The organism is Lentzea nigeriaca, assembly GCF_016907955.1.
Classification (GTDB): domain Bacteria; phylum Actinomycetota; class Actinomycetes; order Mycobacteriales; family Pseudonocardiaceae; genus Lentzea; species Lentzea nigeriaca.
The window spans coordinates 449,849-467,364 of sequence record NZ_JAFBCX010000005.1 but is presented as its reverse complement, the minus strand read 5'-3'; the positions used below and the strand labels follow the sequence as shown (position 1 = coordinate 467,364).

Genomic DNA, 17,516 nt, shown 5'->3' with positions numbered 1-17,516 from the left:
TTGCCAGTAGTGATGATCAGAACGGCGAGACGGTAACGGCGAGGGCTCCCGGACCCACATTTGCGCCGATCGCCGCACTGACCTGCGTCAGAACGACGTCTCGCGCGTGCGGAATCCGCTGCTGCAGCATCTGCAGCAGCTCGTGTCCCTCCTTTTCGGCCGCGAAGTGCTCGACCGCGATGTCCACCTTCCGTCCATAGGCGAGCGCCACGGCCTTGTCGACGAGCTTGCCGAGCGCGCGTTCCCTGCCCACGACCTTGTCGAACGGCTCCACCTCGCCGTTCACGACGGTGAGCAGCGGCTTGACCGAGAGCGCGTCGCCGAAGAGCTTCGCCGCGGCGCTCACCCGGCCCGCCTGGCGCAGGTAGTGCAGCGTGTTGACGTAGATCAGCACGCTGGCGTTGCGGCCGCGCTCCTCCGCGACGGTGCGCGCGTGCTGGACGTTGCCGCCGGTCTGCACGATCCGCGCGGCCGCGAGCGCCGCGAAGCCGAGCGTCATGCCCGACGAGTGCGAGTCCACGATGAACACCGGCACGCGCGACTTGGCGGCGGCCGCCTTCGCCGCGTCCGTCGCGGGCGAGAGCTTCGGGGTCACGTGCACCGACACGATCGTCTCCGCGCCCTTGGCCCACGCGTCCTGGTAGGCCCAGAAGAACGCGTCCGGGGCCGGCGGCTGGGTGGTGATCGGGATCTGGGCGTCCATCGCCTGCAGCAGCCTGTCTGTCGGCACGTAGGCCTCGTCGATCAGCTCGGACCCGATCTTCAGTTGCATCGGCACGGTGATGATGTTGAACCGATCGGCCAGACGGGCCGGAAGTGACGCGGTCGAGTCGGTGACGACGGCTACTCGTGAGGACACGAACGAGAAGGTTAACGAAGCGTGATCGCAGTAGCCACTGACGATCGAAGGCAATTCGTGTGATCTACGCCTGACTGGTTGCATTCCGTACACGGCGAACGCGCGGAGTGATCCTCTCGGAAAGGCGTCCCACTTGACACAATCGGGTGACTACTCGTTGTTTGGAGTTGATCTACGGGTGTCTTGTTTGCGCAGGAAGCTCCCGTTATCCACGCGTTACGCGCACGCCTCGTGTCCACTGTCGACGCTGGTTGGCGGTACCGCAGGTGGGTAAGCTCGCACAATCTTCGGCCTGGTTGAGTGAGTAGGTGACCATGGGTGCAAAAGAGCAGGAACTAGTTCCGCTGCACGCCGCTTTCGACGTTGTCTACCGAGGTTTTCATCGCCGTCAGGTCATCGAACACATCGAGAATCTCGAGGAGCAGCTGCGCTTCACGAGCCTCGACCGCGCAGAGGCTCTGGCGCAGGCCACTGATTTGCGCAAGCTGCTGGAAATGACGCGCCAGGATCTCGAGGAGGCGCGCGCTCGCATCGAACGCCTGGAATCCAACTCCGGCACGCACGCGGGCGCCACCGAACGGATGCACCGCATGCTCCGCCTCGCCGAGGACGAGGCCGCGGAGATGCACCTGCAGGCCGAACGCGAGTGCGCCGACCTCCGCGCGCAGACCAGGGTCGAGGTCGCCGCGTTGCGCGCCGACGCCGAACGCGACTCGGCCGCCATGCGTTCGGAGGCCGAGGCCGAGCTCTACGCGGCTCGCCAGGACTGCGCGGCCCGTGCCGCCGCGATGGAACGGCGCGAGCTGGAGATGGAGCGCCGCTGCTCCGACCTCGAGACCCAGCACCGCCAGCGCGTCGACGAGGTGGAGCGTGAGTGCGCCGCCGCGATGGAGCTGGCCCAGTCCGACGCCGACCGGCTGCTGCGCGAGACCGCTCTGCAGTGCAACTCCCTGGAGGCCGACGCCGAACGCAAGCGCGAGAAGGCCCAGCAGTTCTTCGAGCTGACCATGACCCGCCGCCGCAACGAGGCCGCGCAGCACCTGCAGGAGCAGGAGGCGCTCGCCAGGGCGCGGGCGGAGTTCGTGGTGAAGGTGGCCTGCCGCGAGGCGAACCGCCGTCTCGCCGAGGTCGCCGAACGGACCGACGAACTGCACGAGCTGAAGCGCACCGTCCACGCCCAACTCGCCGCGGCCCGCGCGGCCCTGTCCGTGGCCGCGGATCGCATCGCGCCGGTGCACATCCCCGAACAGGTCGCCGCATCGTGAAACCCTGGATGCCGCTGGTCGTGGGAGCCCTGATGGTCCCCGCGTCGGTGACGGCGTTCGGTTTCTCCGTCTACGGCGAGGAACTGGAGACGGCGCTGTCGTCGTCGGCCGCCCCCGCCTTCCTCCCCGGCCCGGTGCCGGTCAACGACTTCATCGAGCCGGTGCGGATGGCGCCGCCCGCACCGGTGGTGGTGTCCGCGGCCGTCGCGCAGCAGCACGTCATCACCACTCGGGTGATCGTGGACCCCGTCTGGGGCCCGCCGTCGGACGGTGGACCCCAGGTCGACGTTCTCGTCGTATAGGTAGGAGCCTTCGCATGGCAGGGGCCGTCGGGATCATCTTCGGGTTGTGCGTGCTGTCCTTCACGTTGGGGGCAGCCATGATGTACGTGCTGGTGCGCCGCCGTGAGGACGCCCACGCGCCCTCGACGTCTCCGTCGGACGCGCCCGCCGAACGCGTGTGGGTCGAGAAGCCCGCGGTCGTCGAGCCGATCGAGGACGACTACGACTCGCGGCCGATCCACCGCAACCCGGTGGTGGGGTTGCCGCGGCTGGAACCGGCGCTGGCCGTGCTGGCCAAGCCGGTGGCGGATCCCGAGCCCGTCGCCGAAGCCGAGTCGGAACCCGCGTCGGAGGACGAGCCAGAGCCCGTCGCTGAGGCCGTCGATTCCGAGGCCGCCGACGAGCCGGAGCCAGAACCGGAGCCCGAGACCGTTCCGGAAGCGGTCGTGGAACCCACGTTGCCGCCACCCGCCCCACCCCAGCCGGTGGAAAACACGACGTGGATGGAGCGCGACGACTTCCGCCAGCGCTACCTGAGAACGTTCGAAGAGGTGCGCCGCAAGGCGGGCAGCAACTAGCCCTGTCCGGAACTGGTCGGTTCACGTCCGAAACTCGCGCGATTTCTGTCGGTGCCTGCTGATATCACTCGGATCATGACTTCCAGCACCGACCGCACCCAGCTCTTCCACGCCCTCCACCAGCCAGGCCCGCTCGCCCTCCCCAACGCCTGGGACGTCGCCTCCGCCCTCGTCGTCGAGGCGGCGGGCGCGAAGGCCGTCGCCACCACGAGCGCCGGTGTGGCGTGGACGCTCGGCGCACCCGACGGCAACAAGGTCGAGCGCGACCGTGTGATCGACCTCGTCGCGCGGATCGTGAAGGTCGTCGAGATCCCGGTGACCGCGGACATCGAGTCCGGGTTCGGGCGCACCGCGGGCGAGGTGGCGGAGACGGTGCGCGCGGTCAGCGAGGCCGGGGCGTCCGGCGTGAACATCGAGGACAGCATCAACGGGGCTCTGCGGGAGATCGCGGAGCAGGTCGAGCGCCTCGCCGCGGCGCGTGAGGCGGCGCCGGAGCTGTACATCAACGCGCGCATCGACACGTACCTGCGCGGTATCGGCGAGCCGGAAACCAGGCTCGAGCACACGCTGGAGCGGGCCGCGAAGTTCCTCGACGCGGGTGCGAGCGGCATCTTCGTGCCGGGCGTGACCGACCTGGAGATCGTCACGGAGCTGGCGAAGGGGATCGCGGCTCCGCTCAACATCCTGGTGGGCCCCGGCGCGCCCGCCGTCGACGAGCTGGCGAAGGCGGGCGTCGCGCGGATGAGCCTCGGCTCGGCCGTCGCCGAGGCGGCCTACGCACTGACGAAGCGGGCAGCGGTGGAGTTGCTGACCCAGGGCACCTACAGCAGTGTCGAAGGTGGCATCGAGTACGGCGAGCTCAACGCGCTCTTCAGGGGCTAGAGCGTCGCGGCTTGGTTGTGCTCCGTTGAGTCGGTCCGGCGGGTGGGCGGTCTGGTGCTCGTCACCGAAAGCCCGGATGGTCGCGCTCTCACGCACGTCGCTGCCGAGATGACGGTAGAGAAATGCTGACGCAAACGTTCGCTGATCACCTCAACTGCTGCCAACCGTGCAGTTGGCAGCCATGAGAGCGCGATCTTCATGATCGAAGCGCGGCTGCCTGCCGGCCACATCCCAAGGGATAGCTGCGACACGCTATTAGTGCTTCTTGCCGCGGAACTTGCGCAGCAGTTGTTCTGCCTGCGCGCGCTTGCGGGGGTCGTTGGCGACCTGCCGTGCCTTGGCCTGGAGCCGTTGACCCTGCGGGCTGCGCAGGAACCTGGTGATCTTGTCCATGAACGAGGCCATTCGGTCCCTCCGGGTGTCCGTTACGTCCATTTCAACGGACGGAACAGCACCCGGAGTTCCCGGTCGTCAGACCGGCGAAACGGTGATGCCCAGCGCGCCGGGGCCTACGTGGGCGCCGATCGCCGAGCTGACCTGCGTCAACATGAACTGGCGGACGTTGGGCACGCCGCGCCGGAGCTTGCGCAGGAGCCTGCTCGCCTTCTCCTCGGCGTCGAAGTGCTCGACGGCCACGTCCACGGTCTCGGTGCCCGCTCGCTTGATCGCGATGTCCAGCATCCGGTTGAGCGCGCGGTCGGCGCCCATCACCCGGTCGAGCGGGGTGATCTGGCCGTCGGCCATGGTCAGCAGCGGCTTCATCGACAGCACACCGCCGACCAGGGCGGCAGCGGCACCGATGCGGCCGCCGCGGCGCAGATACTCGAGCGTGTCCACGTAGATCAGCTCGGTGGATCTGTCGAACCGGCGCTGCGCGGTCTCGAGCACTCTCTCGACGCTGCCGCCCGCTTCGGCGATCTTCGCCGCGGCCTGGACGGCGTAGCCGATGCTCATCCCGCAGGTGTGCGTGTCGACCACGTGCACGGGCACGGGCACCTGGGCGGCCGCGGTGCGCGCCGCCTCGACGGTCGCGGACTGACGGCTCGACACGTGCACCGACACGATCGATCGGACACCCTGTGCGGCCAGCTCGTTGTACGTCCAGAAGAACGCGCCGGGGTCGGGCGGAATCGTCGCCACGGGCACGTTGGAACGCATGGCCGAAACCAGGTCCGGGACCGGAATGCGGGACTCGTCGTCGGTGTGGTCGCCGATCCGCACCTGGATCTGGACCACCTCGATGCCGAGTTGGTCAGTCAGCTGCTTCGGGAGACAGGCCGTCGAGTCGGTCACTATTGCCACTCGCCTGTACACGGAGGGCAGCGTAGCTCCTCCGAATGGGTTACGTCTCACCCTGGTGGCGCATGCGGGTGAGAACCGTCACGCTAGCGGGGTGCTTGCTTCCGTTTGCACGGGTGCTACTGGCGGGTAACATCCGGGTGATGGCAGGGTCGTGAACACCCGGCGGCGCAGTCCTAAAGTCCTCTGCGTAAGCGTCGCCGCCCGTCCGCAGGAGGTCGAAGAGGACCTATGAACATTGTTGTCCTGGTCAAGCAGGTGCCTGACACCTGGTCCGAGCGCAAGCTCACCGACGCCGACCACACCCTTGACCGCGAATCCGCGGATGCCGTGCTCGACGAGATCAACGAGCGCGCCGTCGAAGAGGCCCTGCAGCTGCAGGAGGCCCACGGCGGTGAGGTCACCGTGATCGCGATGGGTCCCGACCGCGCCACCGACGCCATCCGCAAGGCGCTGTCCATGGGTGCGGACAAGGCGATCCACGTGAGCGACGAGGCGCTGCACGGCTCGGACGTGCTGGCCACGGCGAAGGTCCTCGCGAAGGCGATCGGCACGGTCGAGAACGTCGACCTGGTCATCGCGGGCAACGAGGCGACCGACGGCCGCGCGGGCGCTGTCCCGGCCATCCTCGCCGAGCTGCTCGGCCTGCCGCAGGTCACCCAGCTGCGCAAGGTCACCGTCGAGGGCACGACGATCAAGGGCGAGCGCGAGACCGACGAGGGCGTCGCGTTCCTCGAGGCGTCGCTCCCGGCCGTGGTCTCCGTGACCGAGAAGATCAACGAGCCGCGTTACCCGTCCTTCAAGGGCATCATGGCCGCGAAGAAGAAGCCGGTCTCCACGGTCACCGTGGCGGACCTGGGCATCGACGCGTCCGAGGTCGGCCTGTCCGGCGCGTACACCCAGGTGCTGGAGGCGGCCCCGAAGCCGCCGCGCAGCGCTGGTCAGCGCGTCGAGGACGGTGGCGACGGCGGCGCGAAGATCGCCGAGTTCCTCGTCGGCCAGAAGCTCATCTGAGAAGGATTGGGAGGGAAGAGAAATGTCTGAAGTCCTGGTCCTGGTCGACCACGTCGACGGCGAGGTCAAGAAGGTCAGCTACGAGCTGCTGACGGCCGCGCGCCGCCTCGGCACCCCGGCCGCCGTGGTCGTGGGCGCGCCCGGCACCGCTGCGAAGATCCGCGAGTCGCTCGGCCGCTACGGCGCCGCGAAGGTCTACGCCGTCGAGTCCGACGACGCCGTCAACTTCCTCACGACCCCGAAGGTCGAGGCGCTGGCCGCGCTCGCCCCGAACGCGTCCGCGGTGCTCGTCTCCGCGACCGTCGAGGGCAAGGAGGTCGCTGGCCGTCTCGCCGTGCGCATCGACTCCGGCTGGCTCGTCGACGTCGTGGACGTCGAGGCCGACGGCACCGGCGTGCAGTCCATCTTCGGTGGCGCGTTCGTCGTCAAGGCGAAGGTCAGCAAGGGCACCCCGGTCATCACCGTCCGCCCCGGCGGCGTCGAGGCCGAGGAGTCCGCGGCGGACGCCGTGCTCGACGAGTCCGTCTCCATCTCCGTGGACGCCGCCAAGGCCGCCCGCGTGACCTCCCGCGAGGCCGTCGTCGGCGGCGACCGCCCGGAGCTCACCGAGGCCTCGGTCGTCGTCTCCGGTGGCCGCGGCGTCGGCTCGGCCGAGAAGTTCTCCGTCGTCGAGGAGCTCGCCGACTCGCTCGGCGCCGCCGTCGGTGCCTCGCGCGCCGCGGTCGACTCCGGCTACTACCCGCACCAGTTCCAGGTCGGCCAGACCGGTAAGACGGTCTCGCCGCAGCTGTACGTGGCGCTGGGCATCTCCGGTGCGATCCAGCACCGCGCGGGCATGCAGACCTCGAAGACGATCGTCGCGGTCAACAAGGACCCCGAGGCACCGATCTTCGAGATCGCCGACTTCGGTGTGGTGGGCGACCTGTTCAACGTCGCGCCGCAGCTGACGGAAGAGGTCAGGAAGCGCAAGGGCTGAGCACTCCCGCTCAATGAACGGCCGTCCCGCCTCGGTGGGGCGGCCGTTCGCCATTTGCCGAGGGGGTCGCTGATCAACCTCGGCGTGGTCGACGAGTACCGGCGGTGGGTGCTGCCCGGTGTCACCGGCAAGGGCTGGTGTACGTGACGACCGGCGCGCAGACCACCGTCGGTTAACCCGACTGCCACTGAGGCGTCATCGTTCTGACCTGCTGCGATTAGCCAACCCGGCTTCACCCTGGTTCGCATGACGCAGCCGGAACTGCTTGTCAGCACCCCCGTCCAGCAGGACAAGGACGCTCCCCGCTACTCCCTCCTCGTCGCCCGCGACAGCGCCGAGGTCGTGGCCGCGCAGAGACTGCGCTACGAGGTGTTCGCCGGTGAGATGGGGGCGACGCTGCACACCAGCGTGCCCGGCCACGACGTCGACGAGTTCGACGAGCACTGCGATCACCTCGTGGTCCGCGACGACCGCACCGGCGAGATCGTCGGCGGTTACCGCATGCTGCCGCCGGAGCGCGCGAAGGACGCCGGGCGGCTCTACAGCGACGGCGAGTTCGACCTGAGCAACCTGAAGGACATCCGGCACACCACCGTCGAGACCGGGCGCTCCTGCGTGCACCCCGACCACCGCAACGGTGCCGTCGTCAGCCTCGTGTGGGCGGGCATCGCGCGGTACATGTTGCTGAGCGGGCACAAGTGGCTCGTCGGCTGTGCGTCCATCCCCTTGCAGGACGGCGGGAGTTCCGCTGCCGGCGTGTGGGACACCGTGCACGCCAAGAACTTCGCGCCCGAGCAGTACCGCGTCACGCCGCACAACCCGTGGGACGTCGACTCGGTCACGCGGCCAGGCAAGACGGTGCTGCCGCCGCTGCTGAAGGGCTACCTGCGCCTCGGGGCGTGGGTGTGCGGGCGGCCCGCGCTCGACGCGGACTTCGGGGTCGCGGACCTCTTCATCCTGCTCGGCATGGACCACGTGGATCAGCGCTATCTCAAGTTCTTCCTGGGGGAGACGGCATGAGTCACGCCTGGATGCCCACGTCGCCGTGTGGTGACGGGTGCGTCAGCGGCACACCGGACAACGTCGGCCCGGTCAGACAGGCCTGGCGCGCGTTCACCGCGGTCATGGCGATCCTGTGTGGCGTGTGGATCGCGGTCGCACTCGTCCTGCCCGGCAAGCAGCGGGAGAACGCGATCCGGCTGTGGTTCCACGCCGTGCTGAGGGCGTTCGGCGTGCGGCTCGAGGTCCACGGCCCCAGGAAGTTCCAGGCCGTTCCCCAACGCGGCGTGCTCGTCGCGAGCAACCACGTGTCGTGGCTGGACGAGCTCGCGATCGACGCGGTGCAGCCGATCAGGATCGTGGCCAAGAAGGACATCAAGGGCTGGCCGGTCCTGGGCCGGATCATCACGGCGGCGGGCACCGTCTACCTGGACCGCGAGAAGCTCCGCGAGTTGCCGAGGACGGTCGGTGAGCTGACGGCCAGCCTGCGCGGCGGCAGCGCTGTCGGCATCCACGCCGAGGGCACGACGTGGTGCGGGCTCGCGTCCGGGCGGTACAAGCCCGCGTTGTTCCAGGCCGCGCTCGACGCCGGTGTGCCGGTGCGGCCGATCGTGTTGCGCTACCGGATCGGCGGCCACCTGACCACGCAGCCCGCGTTCGTGGGCAGTGACACGCTCATCGACTCCATCCGGCGTGTGCTGAGGGTGAAAGGCCTGGTCGTCGAGGTGCACGTGCTCGACGAGATCGCTCCCGGCCGCGCGGAGAACCGCAGGGAGCTGGCCAAACTCGCCGAGGAGCAGTCAAACCGCTTGACCTCGACCGAACTGGAGATAGCACCATCAACGGGTGACTCTCACCGCGTCCGCCCGATCTCGCCTCTGGTCGCCTGAACGCCGCTGGCCCACGACGGGCATCCTCCTGCTGGTCACCCTCGTCGCCTTCGAGGTGATGGGTGTCGGCACCGCGATGCCCACGATGGTCCGCGAGCTGAAGGGTGAGGCGCTCTACGCGTGGCCGTTCCTCGCGAACCTCGCGGCGAGCGTCATCGCGACCGTCTTCTCCGGACGGCTGTCCGACCGGCGGGGACCGAAGCTCTCGGTGCTGATCGGTGTCGTCCTCTTCCTCGCCGGACTGATCGTTGCGGGCGTGGCCGAGATCATGAGCGTGCTGCTCGTCGGCCGCGTGCTGCAGGGCTTCGGCGTGGGCTTCCTGATCGTCGCGATCTACGTGCTGATCGCGATCGCCTACCCCGAGAGCGACCGGCCCGCGGTGTTCGGTGCGCTGTCCGCGGCGTGGGTGGTGCCGTCGCTGGTGGGACCGGCGGTCGCGGGCTGGGCGACCGAGCACCTGACCTGGCGGCTGGTGTTCCTCGGGATCATCCCGCTGGTGCTGATCGGCATCGTGCTGCTCGTGCCCGTGCTCAGGGGCCTGCCTCCGCACGACGCCGTTCCGCCGCAGCGCAAGTACCTGCCGCTGGCCGCCGTGGCGGTGGGCGTCGGGGTGGCGAGCCTGAGCTGGGCGCTGCAACACCGCACGTGGTGGCTGCTCGCGGTGGCGGTGGTGCTGCTGGCGCCCGCGCTGCGCATCCTCCTGCCCAAGGGCACGTTGCTGGCCCGGCGCGGCCTGCCCGTCACGATCCTCGCGCGCGGTCTGCTGGCCGGCACGTTCTTCGCGGTCGAGAGCTTCATCCCGCTGACGCTGACCGTCGTGCACGGCTACTCACCGCTGGAAGCGGGCCTTCCACTCACGTTGAGCGCGCTCGGCTGGGCCAGTGCGTCGATGTGGGCTTCGCGGCACCCGGAGATCGAGCGCTACACGCTGGTGCGGGTCGGCTTCCTGTTCACCGCGACCGGCATGGCGGCCGTGACGCTCATCGCACCCTCGTGGGGTCCTGCCTGGCTGACGCTGGTGCTGTGGGGCTTCGCGGGAGCGGGCATGGGCCTCGCGACGTCCAGCGTCGGCGTGCTGATGATGGCCGCGTCACCCGAGGAGGACCGCGGGTTCAACTCGGCGGCACTGCAGATCTCGGACATGCTCGGCTCGGCGACCATGATCGGCATCGGGGGTGTGCTGGTGGTGGCCACCGCTCCGACCGCGGGCGTCGTCGTGCTGAACCTGTCGATGGCGGTGTTGGCGGTGGTGGGAGCGATTCTGACCGGGCCCCGCATGCGGGCTACCCTTGAGGCCTGATGGCTTATCTCGACCACGCTGCCACGACCCCGATGCACCCCGAGGCGGTCGCGGCGATGACCGAGGCGTTGTCCACCACGGGCAACGCCTCGTCGCTGCACACCTCAGGCAGGCGGGCGCGGCGTGCGATCGAGGAGGCCCGCGAGGCCATCGCCGACGCCCTCGGCGCCCGGCCGTCCGAGGTGCTCTTCACCGGTGGCGGCACGGAGAGCGACAACCTCGCGGTCAAGGGCATCTACTGGGCGCGTGAGCGGCCCCGCGTGCTGGCTTCCGCAGTGGAGCACCACGCGGTGCTCGACGCCGTCGAGTGGCTGGAGCGGCAGGGAGCCGAGGTCACCTGGCTGCCGACCGACCGGTTCGGGCGGGTGTCGGCGGAGGCGGTCGCCGAGGCGCTCGACGACGACGTGGCTCTCGTCACGACGATGTGGGCGAACAACGAGGTCGGCACCATCAACCCGGTGCACGACATCGCTCGTGTGTGCGCCGAACGCGGTGTGCCGTTCCACACGGACGCGGTGCAGGCCGTGGGCTCGGTGCCGGTCGACTTCGCCGCGTCCGGGGCGTCCGCGTTGACCATGACCGGCCACAAGGTCGGCGGCCCGTACGGCGTGGGCGTGCTGCTGCTGGCGCGCGACGTGAAGTGCGCGCCGTTGCTGCACGGCGGAGGCCAGGAGCGGGACGTGCGGTCCGGCACGCTGGACGTGCCGTCGATCGTCGGCCTCGCGCGGGCCGTGCGGATCGCGGTCGACGAGCAGGAGCAGCGCGCACGTGAACTCGTGGCGCTGCGCGAGGAACTGATCGCGTCGGTGCGCGCGGTGGTGCCGGACGTGATCGTCAACGGCGACCCGGTCGACCGCCTGCCCGGCAACGCGCACCTGACGTTCCCCGGCTGCGAGGGCGACAGCCTGCTGATGCTCCTCGACGCCCGCGGTGTCGAGTGCTCGACGGGCTCCGCGTGCACGGCCGGCGTCGCACAGCCTTCACACGTGCTGCTGGCGATGGGCGTGGAACCGGCTTTGGCGCGCGGCTCCCTCCGGTTCTCGCTGGGGCATACGTCGACCCGCGCCGACGTTGACAAACTCGCGGCGGTGATCGGCCCGGTGGTCGAACGCGCGCGCACGGCAGGTCTGGCAGGCATGAGGCGGAACCGGAAGGTGGTCAAGCAGTGAAGGTCCTCGCGGCGATGAGCGGTGGTGTCGACTCCGCGGTGGCGGCGGCACGCGCCGTCGAAGCGGGACACGACGTGACGGGCGTGCATCTCGCGTTGTCGGCCAAGCCCGGCACGCTGCGCACGGGCGCCCGCGGCTGCTGCACGATCGAGGACGCCCACGACGCCCGCCGTGCGGCCGACCTGATGGGCATCCCGTTCTACGTCTGGGACTTCGCCGAGCGCTTCACCGAGGAGGTCGTGGAGGACTTCGTCGCGGAGTACGCGGCGGGCCGCACGCCGAACCCGTGCCTGCGCTGCAACGAGCGGATCAAGTTCGAGGCGTTGCTGGACAAGGCGATCGCGCTCGGCTTCGACGCCGTCTGCACGGGCCACTACGCGCGCCTCGAACTGGTCGACGGCCGGCCGGAGCTGCGCCGGTCGGCCGACCTCGGCAAGGACCAGTCCTACGTGCTCGCGTCGCTGACGGCGGACCAGCTCGCCCATGCCATGTTCCCGCTGGGCGACACGACGAAGGACGACGTCCGGATCGAGGCCGCGTCCCGTGGCCTGTCCGTCGCCAAGAAGCCGGACAGCCACGACATCTGCTTCATCCCGGACGGCGACACGCAGAAGTTCCTCGCCGGGCGGATGGAGACCAAGCCCGGCCTGCTGATCGACGACGAGACCGGCGCGGTGCTCGGCCGCCACGCGGGCGTGCACGAGTTCACCGTGGGGCAGCGCAAGGGGCTCGGGATCGACGCTCCGGCACCCGACGGAAGGCCTCGGTACGTGCTGGCGCTGGAGCCGGTGTCCGGCAACGTCCGCGTCGGCTCGGCCGAGAAGCTCGCGGTCACCGGGATCTCGGCCTCGACCCCCGTCGTGCACGTGGAGCTGGACGGACCGGTCGAGTGCGTGGCGCAGGTGCGTGCGCACGGCGGCACGGCTCCGGCGGTCGCCGAGCTGGTGGACGGTGTGCTGCAGGTTCAGTTGCGGGAGCCGCTCAAGGGAGTGGCGCCGGGACAGGCCGTGGCGATCTACCGTCCCGACGCAGCCGGCGACCTGGTTCTGGCGAGCGCCACGATCGACGCCACCCGCTAGTCGCAGGCCTCCACAAAGGACACTCGACGGACCCGCCGAGGATGGATGCGTGCCGTTCTGCGGGGATCTTCAGCGCGGAATCCATTCGCTGTTCGCGCCGCACAGGATCACGCACGGCAGTGCGCCCGGCACGTCGCCCTTGAGGAACGCCGCGAACGCCGCAGCGCCCGCCGGTTCCACCGCGAGGCGGAACTCGGCCCACAGCCGGTCGCGCGCCGCGAGAATCTCCTCATCGGACACCAGCACCGACGAAACCCCGTGCCGTTCCAGGATTTCCAGCGACAGCGAGCCCGCGCGGGTGGCACCGAGCGCGTCCGCGGCGATGGAGTTCACGGCCGAATCGACCGGCTCGCCGGCGGCCAGCGCGTTGTGCATCGCGCAGCAGTTCTCCGGTTCGACCGCGATGATGCGCCGCCCACCGGCAGCCAGCGCCGCACCCGCGATCAGCCCGCCGCCACCGACCGCGACGGCGATGGTGTCCACTTCGGGCACGTCCTCGACGATCTCCCGCGTGACGGTCGACTGGCCCTCGATCACCTCGGGGTCGTTGTACGCCTCGATGTAGGCCGGGCCGAAGTCGCGGGCGGCCGCTGCGGCCTCGGCGTAGGTGTTGCCGTGCCGGATCAGCTTGGCGCCCAGCGCTTCGATGCGCCTGGTCTTGGTCTCGGGGGCAGTCGTCGGGACGAAGACCGTGGCGTGTGCGCCGAGAAGCTGGGCGGCCTGGGCGACGGCGATGCCGTGGTTGCCGCCGGACGCGGTCACGACCTCGGAGGCCTTCAGCGACAGCAGCTTGTTGACCGCGCCACGGATCTTGAACGAGCCGGTGAGCTGGAGGTGCTCCAGTTTGAACACGAGCGGTCGCCCGTCGACGGACACGCGCATGACCGGGGTGCGGCGGACGTACTGCGACAGCGTTCTCATGTGACCAGCTTCCACAGGAACTGCGCGAGAGTCACCATGCCGAGCAGGAAACACAAGAGGATGAACGTGCCGCCGACCATCACGACCAGGCAGGCGCCCCACGAGGTTTCCTCGTCCGGAGTGGCGTCCAGCTGGTGCTGCAGCTCGAGCCGTGCTTCCAGGTACAGCGACGCCAGCCGGGTGCGGGCGGTCTCGGTCGGTGCCTCGTCGACGCGGCCCTGCCACGACAGCGCGACCAGCCGGGCCGCGGCGCGACGGTAGGCGCGTTCGAACGCCAGGGTTTCGTCCGGATCGCGCACCTCGGAGAGGTAGGTCCAGCGACCGGCCTGGGCCGGCTCGCCGAGGATGCGGTAGACCTCGGCGAGGCGTTCGCGCAGATCGAGCCGGTGCGGGTAGGTGCCGACGAGTCCGGCGACCCGCTGACGTGCGCGAAGCACGCTGGCGAGGTCGCCTCGGTGCAACTCCTCGGCCGCTTTGTGGAGCGTCAGCTCTACCGGCATGAAGATTAGTTTTGCAGGTGGGGCTAGCTTTGACCCGTGTTCGGCCTATCGCTGCTGGTCTCCGGTCTCGCCTGGTGGCTGGGGCTGTACCTGCTCGCCCGCGATCCCCGCAAGCCGCTGTTGTGGTGGGCGGGTGCAGGGCTGATCAGCTATGCGGCGGTGATCGTCGTGCCACATCCCGTGCTGGTCGGCCTACCGGCACTGGCCTGGACGGGTGCAATCCTGCTGTTGAGCCGTCCGGCGCTGATCCGGTGGTGGATCTTCGCGGTGGTGCCGTTCCTGGCCGTGTCGCTCTGGCTGCCGTGGATCGTGCTGCTGCCGCTTGCCGTGGCGACTGCCCTGGCCATAGGGAAACGCACTTACTTTTCACTCGTCGGAGTGATGTTCGGCCTGTCGGCCGGCGCGTTCCTGCTGGGGCTGCTGCCCGACGCGATCACGTTGCCGTCGCTCGGCTTCGACGTGGTGGTGTTCGGAATCCTGGTCGCGGTCACCGACGCGGTCGAGGAGGGCGAGGCGATCCGCGCGGACATGGTCCGGTCGCTGGTGATCGCCGGGTTCACGGCAGTGCTGTTCGGGTCGCAGGTCGTGCTGTTCGGCGGTCCGCAGCTGCTCGTGTACACGACGGTGGCGGCGGCGATCGCCGTCCAGGTGCTCGCGAACCCGCTCGCGGCCGCGGTCGACCGGCTCGCCGTGCCCGCTGTGGCCGCCGAACGCGCCGAGCTCCGCGAGGCCGCCGAGTCGTTGCCCAAGCGCCTGCCGTTGGTCACCGACGACCCGGCCGAGTTCGCGCGACTCACCCGCAAGGCGCTGAGCCACTACGGAGATCTCGGAAAGCTCGTCGCGAGCCCGTTGATCGCCCTCACCGAGGAGGCGCCGCCGCTCGATCGGGCGGCGCAGTTGAAAAGCCTCCTGCTCACGAGCATTCAACGGCTCAAACCGGCCGACGGCGATTTCGGCACGAGCGACGAATGGCGTTACTACAACGCCCTGTACTTCTACTACGTCAAGGGAATCCGCCCGTATTCGGTGCGGACCAAGCGTGAGGACCTCGACGCCGAGGATCGCCGCGCGCTGCAGTGGTTTGTGACACAGGTGCCCGAGCGCACCCTCCACAACTGGCAGAACGCCGCCGCGCGCCTGGTCGCGGCGGACCTGATGGCAGGAGTTGGCAGCGCTTGACGTGGCTCTGGCAGCGTTGCCGGGGCGATCGTCAGGCCATGTTGAAATTCGCCTTGAAACTCGACGGTGTCGCTTCGTTCGCTCTCGGTCTGCTGACCGTGCTGATCCGCCCGGAAGTCGGCATGCCGGTGGGCTGGCAGCTCGGGCTCGGCCTTTTCTGCGTGTTCTACGGCGTGGGCGTGTTCACCCTGGGCACGCGCGCCAATCCGGACCGCCGAATCGTTCTGCTGATCATCATCGGAAACCTGGTGTGGGGTGCGGACAGCATTCTCACGGCCGAGCTGAAGTGGTTCCCGCTCACCGGAGTGGGCACCGCTCTGGTCCTCGCTCAGGGCCTCGCCGTGATCGGGTTCGCGGTCCTGCAGTTCATCGGTCTTCGCGCAGCGTCCGCGACCGGCCGCGAAACTCCGCCACGATCTCGATCCCTCGCCTGACCGTGATGTCGTAGATCCCGCTGCGGCCGAACCGGGTCCGTTCCACCGCCTCCGCCACGAGCTCGTCGCCCTCCCGGACGGGCCGGATGAAGTCGATCTCGGCCGTGGCGGCGACGGTGACGGACCCGGCCCTGTTGCAGGCGCAGGCGAACGCCGTGTCCGCCAGCAGGAAGACGTACCCGCCGTGCGCGATGCCGTGACCGTTGATCATGTTCTCGGTGACCGACATGCGCAGTAACGCGTAGCCGTCGCGCAGCTCGACCGGCTTGATGCCCAGCGCGGTGGACGCCTTGTCGGCGGCGAGCATCTCGGCAGGACCATTCATCCGTGCACTGTAATCACTCTGAAGGTGGTGTCACGCCGCGTTGACCGCGCCTTACTGTCCGAACGCTTGATCGCTCAAAACCGGAGGTGGTCATCGTGGGTGGATGTTCTTGCTGCGGCGGTTGCACCGGGCCTGGCTGCGGGTGCTGCAGCAGCTGCTAGAGGCCTGGACGACGGCGAAGGCCGGTGCGGAATCCTCCGCGCCGGCCTTCGCCCGGTGGGCCCTGGGTGTGCTGTCAGCCGCTTCTTCCAGCCGGAGTTTCAGGTGGAGTCCCGCGGCGGAGGCGGGGCGATGGCGACGAGGGCGAAGCGGGCCATCGGGTGGTTCCGGCAGGGTGGAAGGGAGTGGTGCAGGAACGCGGGGCGCGTCGCGTTCCTGCACCACGTACTGGGAGGTGCTTGCGCGGAGCACCTGCTCAATCACGTTAAGTGGCCTAGACCATAGCGTCAATGGGTCTAGACCTCTTCTGTCCAGCGGACAGTGGAACAATTCGGTGGGTGCGTGGAGCCACTGGAATCGGATCGCTGCCCGGAACCGACATCGACGAGGCGGCGCGGATCGTCGTCGGCGAGCTACCCGAGCTGCCGCACGTGCCCGAGCTGCCGGCGCGGGGCGTCGGCGCGGACATGATCGGCCGCACCGCCGGCCTGCTCGTCGACCTCGCGATCGAGGTCATCACGTCCGGCTACCGCGTCACCGCGCGGCCTGGCCGTGACCACCGGCGCGCCGTCGATCTGCTGCGCGGCGACCTGGACGCGTTCGACGAGGCGCTGGAACGTGCGGGTGCGCAGCCCGAGACGGTCAAGGTGCAGGCCACCGGGCCGTGGACGTTGATGTCGAACATCGAGCTGATGCGCGGCCATCGGGTGCTGACGGACCGCGGTGCGGTGAAGGAGTTCTCCGAGTCGCTCGCGGAGGGGTTGAGGCAGCACGCGGCCGAGGTCGCCAAGCGCACCAGGGCCAAGGTGGTGGTGCAGCTCGACGAACCGGGTCTGCCCGCCGTGCTGCAAGGCCTGCTGCCGACGCCGTCGAAGCTCGGCACGGTGCCCGCGGTGCCCGAACCGGACGCGCGCGCTGTGCTCGCCACCGTGATCGACGCGCTGAAGGATCACGAGGTCCTGCTGCACTGTTGTGCGGCCCAGCCGCCGTTGACGCTGCTCAGGGAGGCCGGTGCGACGGCGATCGCGTTCGACACGACCCTGGTCAAAGGTGCAGAGGCCCTCGACGAGATCGGTGAGACGTGGGAGGCGGGCACGACGCTGGCGCTGGGCCTGGTGCCGAGCGTCGATCCCGGCACGCCGGTCACGTTGAAGGACGTCGGGCAGAGGGCCTTCACCCTGGTCGACCGGCTGGGCTTCCCGCGGTCGATTCTCGCCGAGAAGGCGTTGCCCACCCCGACGTGCGGCCTGGCGGGTGCGACGTCGAGCTGGGTGAAGCGCGCGCTGTCGCTCACCCGTGATCTCTCCTCGGCCTTTGTGGAGCCGCCTGAGGGCTGGTGATGTCCGGTTTGGGCGGCTAGTCTGCTGCGAACTATTAGGAAACTTTCTTAACTGAGGGCCACCGCCG

The 17,516-nt window shown here is 69.3% G+C and carries 21 protein-coding genes; 14 read left to right on the top strand and 7 right to left on the bottom strand.

The window, feature by feature from the left end; all coding sequences use genetic code 11:
• Positions 1 to 16 precede the first annotated feature (16 nt).
• Positions 17 to 859 carry a DegV family protein gene (locus tag JOD27_RS20360; RefSeq protein WP_204763796.1) on the bottom strand — a complete coding sequence of 281 codons (843 nt, stop codon included), beginning with the start codon at positions 857 to 859 and terminating at the stop codon, positions 17 to 19.
• Positions 860 to 1,194: 335 nt separating this feature from the next.
• Positions 1,195 to 1,446 carry a hypothetical protein gene (locus JOD27_RS20355; protein ID WP_204763795.1) on the bottom strand — a complete coding sequence of 84 codons (252 nt, stop codon included), beginning with the start codon at positions 1,444 to 1,446 and terminating at the stop codon, positions 1,195 to 1,197.
• A 3-nt stretch (positions 1,447 to 1,449) separates the two neighbouring features.
• Between JOD27_RS20355 and JOD27_RS20350 the strand changes: the two genes are divergently transcribed.
• The 4 genes from JOD27_RS20350 (at position 1,450) to JOD27_RS20335 (ending at position 3,865) form a co-directional block, all read left to right on the top strand.
• Positions 1,450 to 2,124 (top strand): hypothetical protein, encoded by a 675-nt coding sequence (locus JOD27_RS20350; RefSeq protein WP_204763794.1) that lies wholly within the window; start codon positions 1,450 to 1,452, stop codon positions 2,122 to 2,124.
• On the top strand, positions 2,121 to 2,426 hold the full coding sequence (locus JOD27_RS20345; RefSeq protein WP_204763793.1) for a hypothetical protein: 306 nt from the start codon (positions 2,121 to 2,123) through the stop codon (positions 2,424 to 2,426). The genes JOD27_RS20350 and JOD27_RS20345 overlap by 4 nt, the downstream gene beginning before the upstream one ends.
• 14 nt (positions 2,427 to 2,440) lie before the next feature.
• The gene (locus JOD27_RS20340; RefSeq protein ID WP_204763792.1) at positions 2,441 to 2,983 is read left to right on the top strand and encodes a hypothetical protein; all 543 of its coding nucleotides are present in this window, start codon (positions 2,441 to 2,443) and stop codon (positions 2,981 to 2,983) included.
• A gap of 75 nt (positions 2,984 to 3,058) precedes the next feature.
• Positions 3,059 to 3,865 (top strand): isocitrate lyase/PEP mutase family protein, encoded by an 807-nt coding sequence (locus tag JOD27_RS20335; RefSeq protein WP_204763791.1) that lies wholly within the window; start codon positions 3,059 to 3,061, stop codon positions 3,863 to 3,865.
• 255 nt (positions 3,866 to 4,120) lie between these two features.
• Here the strand turns inward: JOD27_RS20335 and JOD27_RS20330 are convergent, their stop codons facing one another.
• Both JOD27_RS20330 and JOD27_RS20325 read right to left on the bottom strand, forming a co-directional pair.
• Positions 4,121 to 4,270, bottom strand: a complete 150-nt coding sequence (locus JOD27_RS20330; protein WP_189258415.1) for a hypothetical protein — start codon at positions 4,268 to 4,270, stop codon at positions 4,121 to 4,123.
• A gap of 66 nt (positions 4,271 to 4,336) precedes the next feature.
• Positions 4,337 to 5,179, bottom strand: coding sequence for a DegV family protein (locus JOD27_RS20325; protein WP_204763790.1), 843 nt, complete (start codon positions 5,177 to 5,179; stop codon positions 4,337 to 4,339).
• Positions 5,180 to 5,395: 216 nt separating this feature from the next.
• Here JOD27_RS20325 and JOD27_RS20320 point away from each other — a divergent pair, with 216 nt between their 5' ends.
• The 7 genes from JOD27_RS20320 to mnmA all read left to right on the top strand — a co-directional run bounded on the left by JOD27_RS20320 (position 5,396) and on the right by mnmA (position 12,591).
• Positions 5,396 to 6,178 carry an electron transfer flavoprotein subunit beta/FixA family protein gene (locus JOD27_RS20320; protein ID WP_204763789.1) on the top strand — a complete coding sequence of 261 codons (783 nt, stop codon included), beginning with the start codon at positions 5,396 to 5,398 and terminating at the stop codon, positions 6,176 to 6,178.
• 22 nt (positions 6,179 to 6,200) lie between these two features.
• Positions 6,201 to 7,154: an electron transfer flavoprotein subunit alpha/FixB family protein gene (locus JOD27_RS20315; protein ID WP_204763788.1), complete on the top strand. Its 954-nt coding sequence runs from the start codon at positions 6,201 to 6,203 to the stop codon at positions 7,152 to 7,154.
• A 246-nt stretch (positions 7,155 to 7,400) separates the two neighbouring features.
• Complete coding sequence (locus JOD27_RS20310) at positions 7,401 to 8,174, top strand: GNAT family N-acetyltransferase (RefSeq protein WP_204763787.1); 774 nt, start codon at positions 7,401 to 7,403, stop codon at positions 8,172 to 8,174.
• Positions 8,171 to 9,043, top strand: a complete 873-nt coding sequence (locus JOD27_RS20305) for a lysophospholipid acyltransferase family protein (RefSeq protein WP_204763786.1) — start codon at positions 8,171 to 8,173, stop codon at positions 9,041 to 9,043. Before JOD27_RS20310 ends, JOD27_RS20305 begins: the two co-directional genes overlap by 4 nt.
• The gene (locus JOD27_RS20300) at positions 9,000 to 10,343 is read left to right on the top strand and encodes an MFS transporter (protein WP_307830228.1); all 1,344 of its coding nucleotides are present in this window, start codon (positions 9,000 to 9,002) and stop codon (positions 10,341 to 10,343) included. Before JOD27_RS20305 ends, JOD27_RS20300 begins: the two co-directional genes overlap by 44 nt.
• Positions 10,343 to 11,512 carry a cysteine desulfurase family protein gene (locus JOD27_RS20295; protein WP_204763785.1) on the top strand — a complete coding sequence of 390 codons (1,170 nt, stop codon included), beginning with the start codon at positions 10,343 to 10,345 and terminating at the stop codon, positions 11,510 to 11,512. Before JOD27_RS20300 ends, JOD27_RS20295 begins: the two co-directional genes overlap by 1 nt.
• Positions 11,509 to 12,591 (top strand): tRNA 2-thiouridine(34) synthase MnmA, encoded by a 1,083-nt coding sequence (mnmA, locus tag JOD27_RS20290; protein ID WP_204763784.1) that lies wholly within the window; start codon positions 11,509 to 11,511, stop codon positions 12,589 to 12,591. The genes JOD27_RS20295 and mnmA overlap by 4 nt, the downstream gene beginning before the upstream one ends.
• Before the next feature lie 69 nt (positions 12,592 to 12,660).
• Here mnmA and JOD27_RS20285 read toward each other — a convergent pair whose 3' ends face one another.
• Both JOD27_RS20285 and JOD27_RS20280 read right to left on the bottom strand, forming a co-directional pair.
• Positions 12,661 to 13,512: a serine/threonine dehydratase gene (locus JOD27_RS20285; protein ID WP_204763783.1), complete on the bottom strand. Its 852-nt coding sequence runs from the start codon at positions 13,510 to 13,512 to the stop codon at positions 12,661 to 12,663.
• Positions 13,509 to 14,012, bottom strand: coding sequence for a DUF6584 family protein (locus tag JOD27_RS20280; RefSeq protein ID WP_204763782.1), 504 nt, complete (start codon positions 14,010 to 14,012; stop codon positions 13,509 to 13,511). The genes JOD27_RS20285 and JOD27_RS20280 overlap by 4 nt, the downstream gene beginning before the upstream one ends.
• A 36-nt stretch (positions 14,013 to 14,048) precedes the next feature.
• Here JOD27_RS20280 and JOD27_RS20275 point away from each other — a divergent pair, with 36 nt between their 5' ends.
• Positions 14,049 to 15,191 (top strand): hypothetical protein, encoded by a 1,143-nt coding sequence (locus JOD27_RS20275; RefSeq protein ID WP_204763781.1) that lies wholly within the window; start codon positions 14,049 to 14,051, stop codon positions 15,189 to 15,191.
• A gap of 38 nt (positions 15,192 to 15,229) precedes the next feature.
• Positions 15,230 to 15,625, top strand: coding sequence for a hypothetical protein (locus JOD27_RS20270; protein WP_204763780.1), 396 nt, complete (start codon positions 15,230 to 15,232; stop codon positions 15,623 to 15,625).
• Here the strand turns inward: JOD27_RS20270 and paaI are convergent.
• Positions 15,558 to 15,950 (bottom strand): hydroxyphenylacetyl-CoA thioesterase PaaI, encoded by a 393-nt coding sequence (gene paaI / locus JOD27_RS20265; RefSeq protein ID WP_204763779.1) that lies wholly within the window; start codon positions 15,948 to 15,950, stop codon positions 15,558 to 15,560. The genes JOD27_RS20270 and paaI overlap by 68 nt on opposite strands.
• A gap of 449 nt (positions 15,951 to 16,399) precedes the next feature.
• Between paaI and JOD27_RS20260 the strand changes: the two genes are divergently transcribed.
• Complete coding sequence (locus JOD27_RS20260; protein ID WP_204763778.1) at positions 16,400 to 17,449, top strand: methionine synthase; 1,050 nt, start codon at positions 16,400 to 16,402, stop codon at positions 17,447 to 17,449.
• Positions 17,450 to 17,516: the final 67 nt, after the last annotated feature.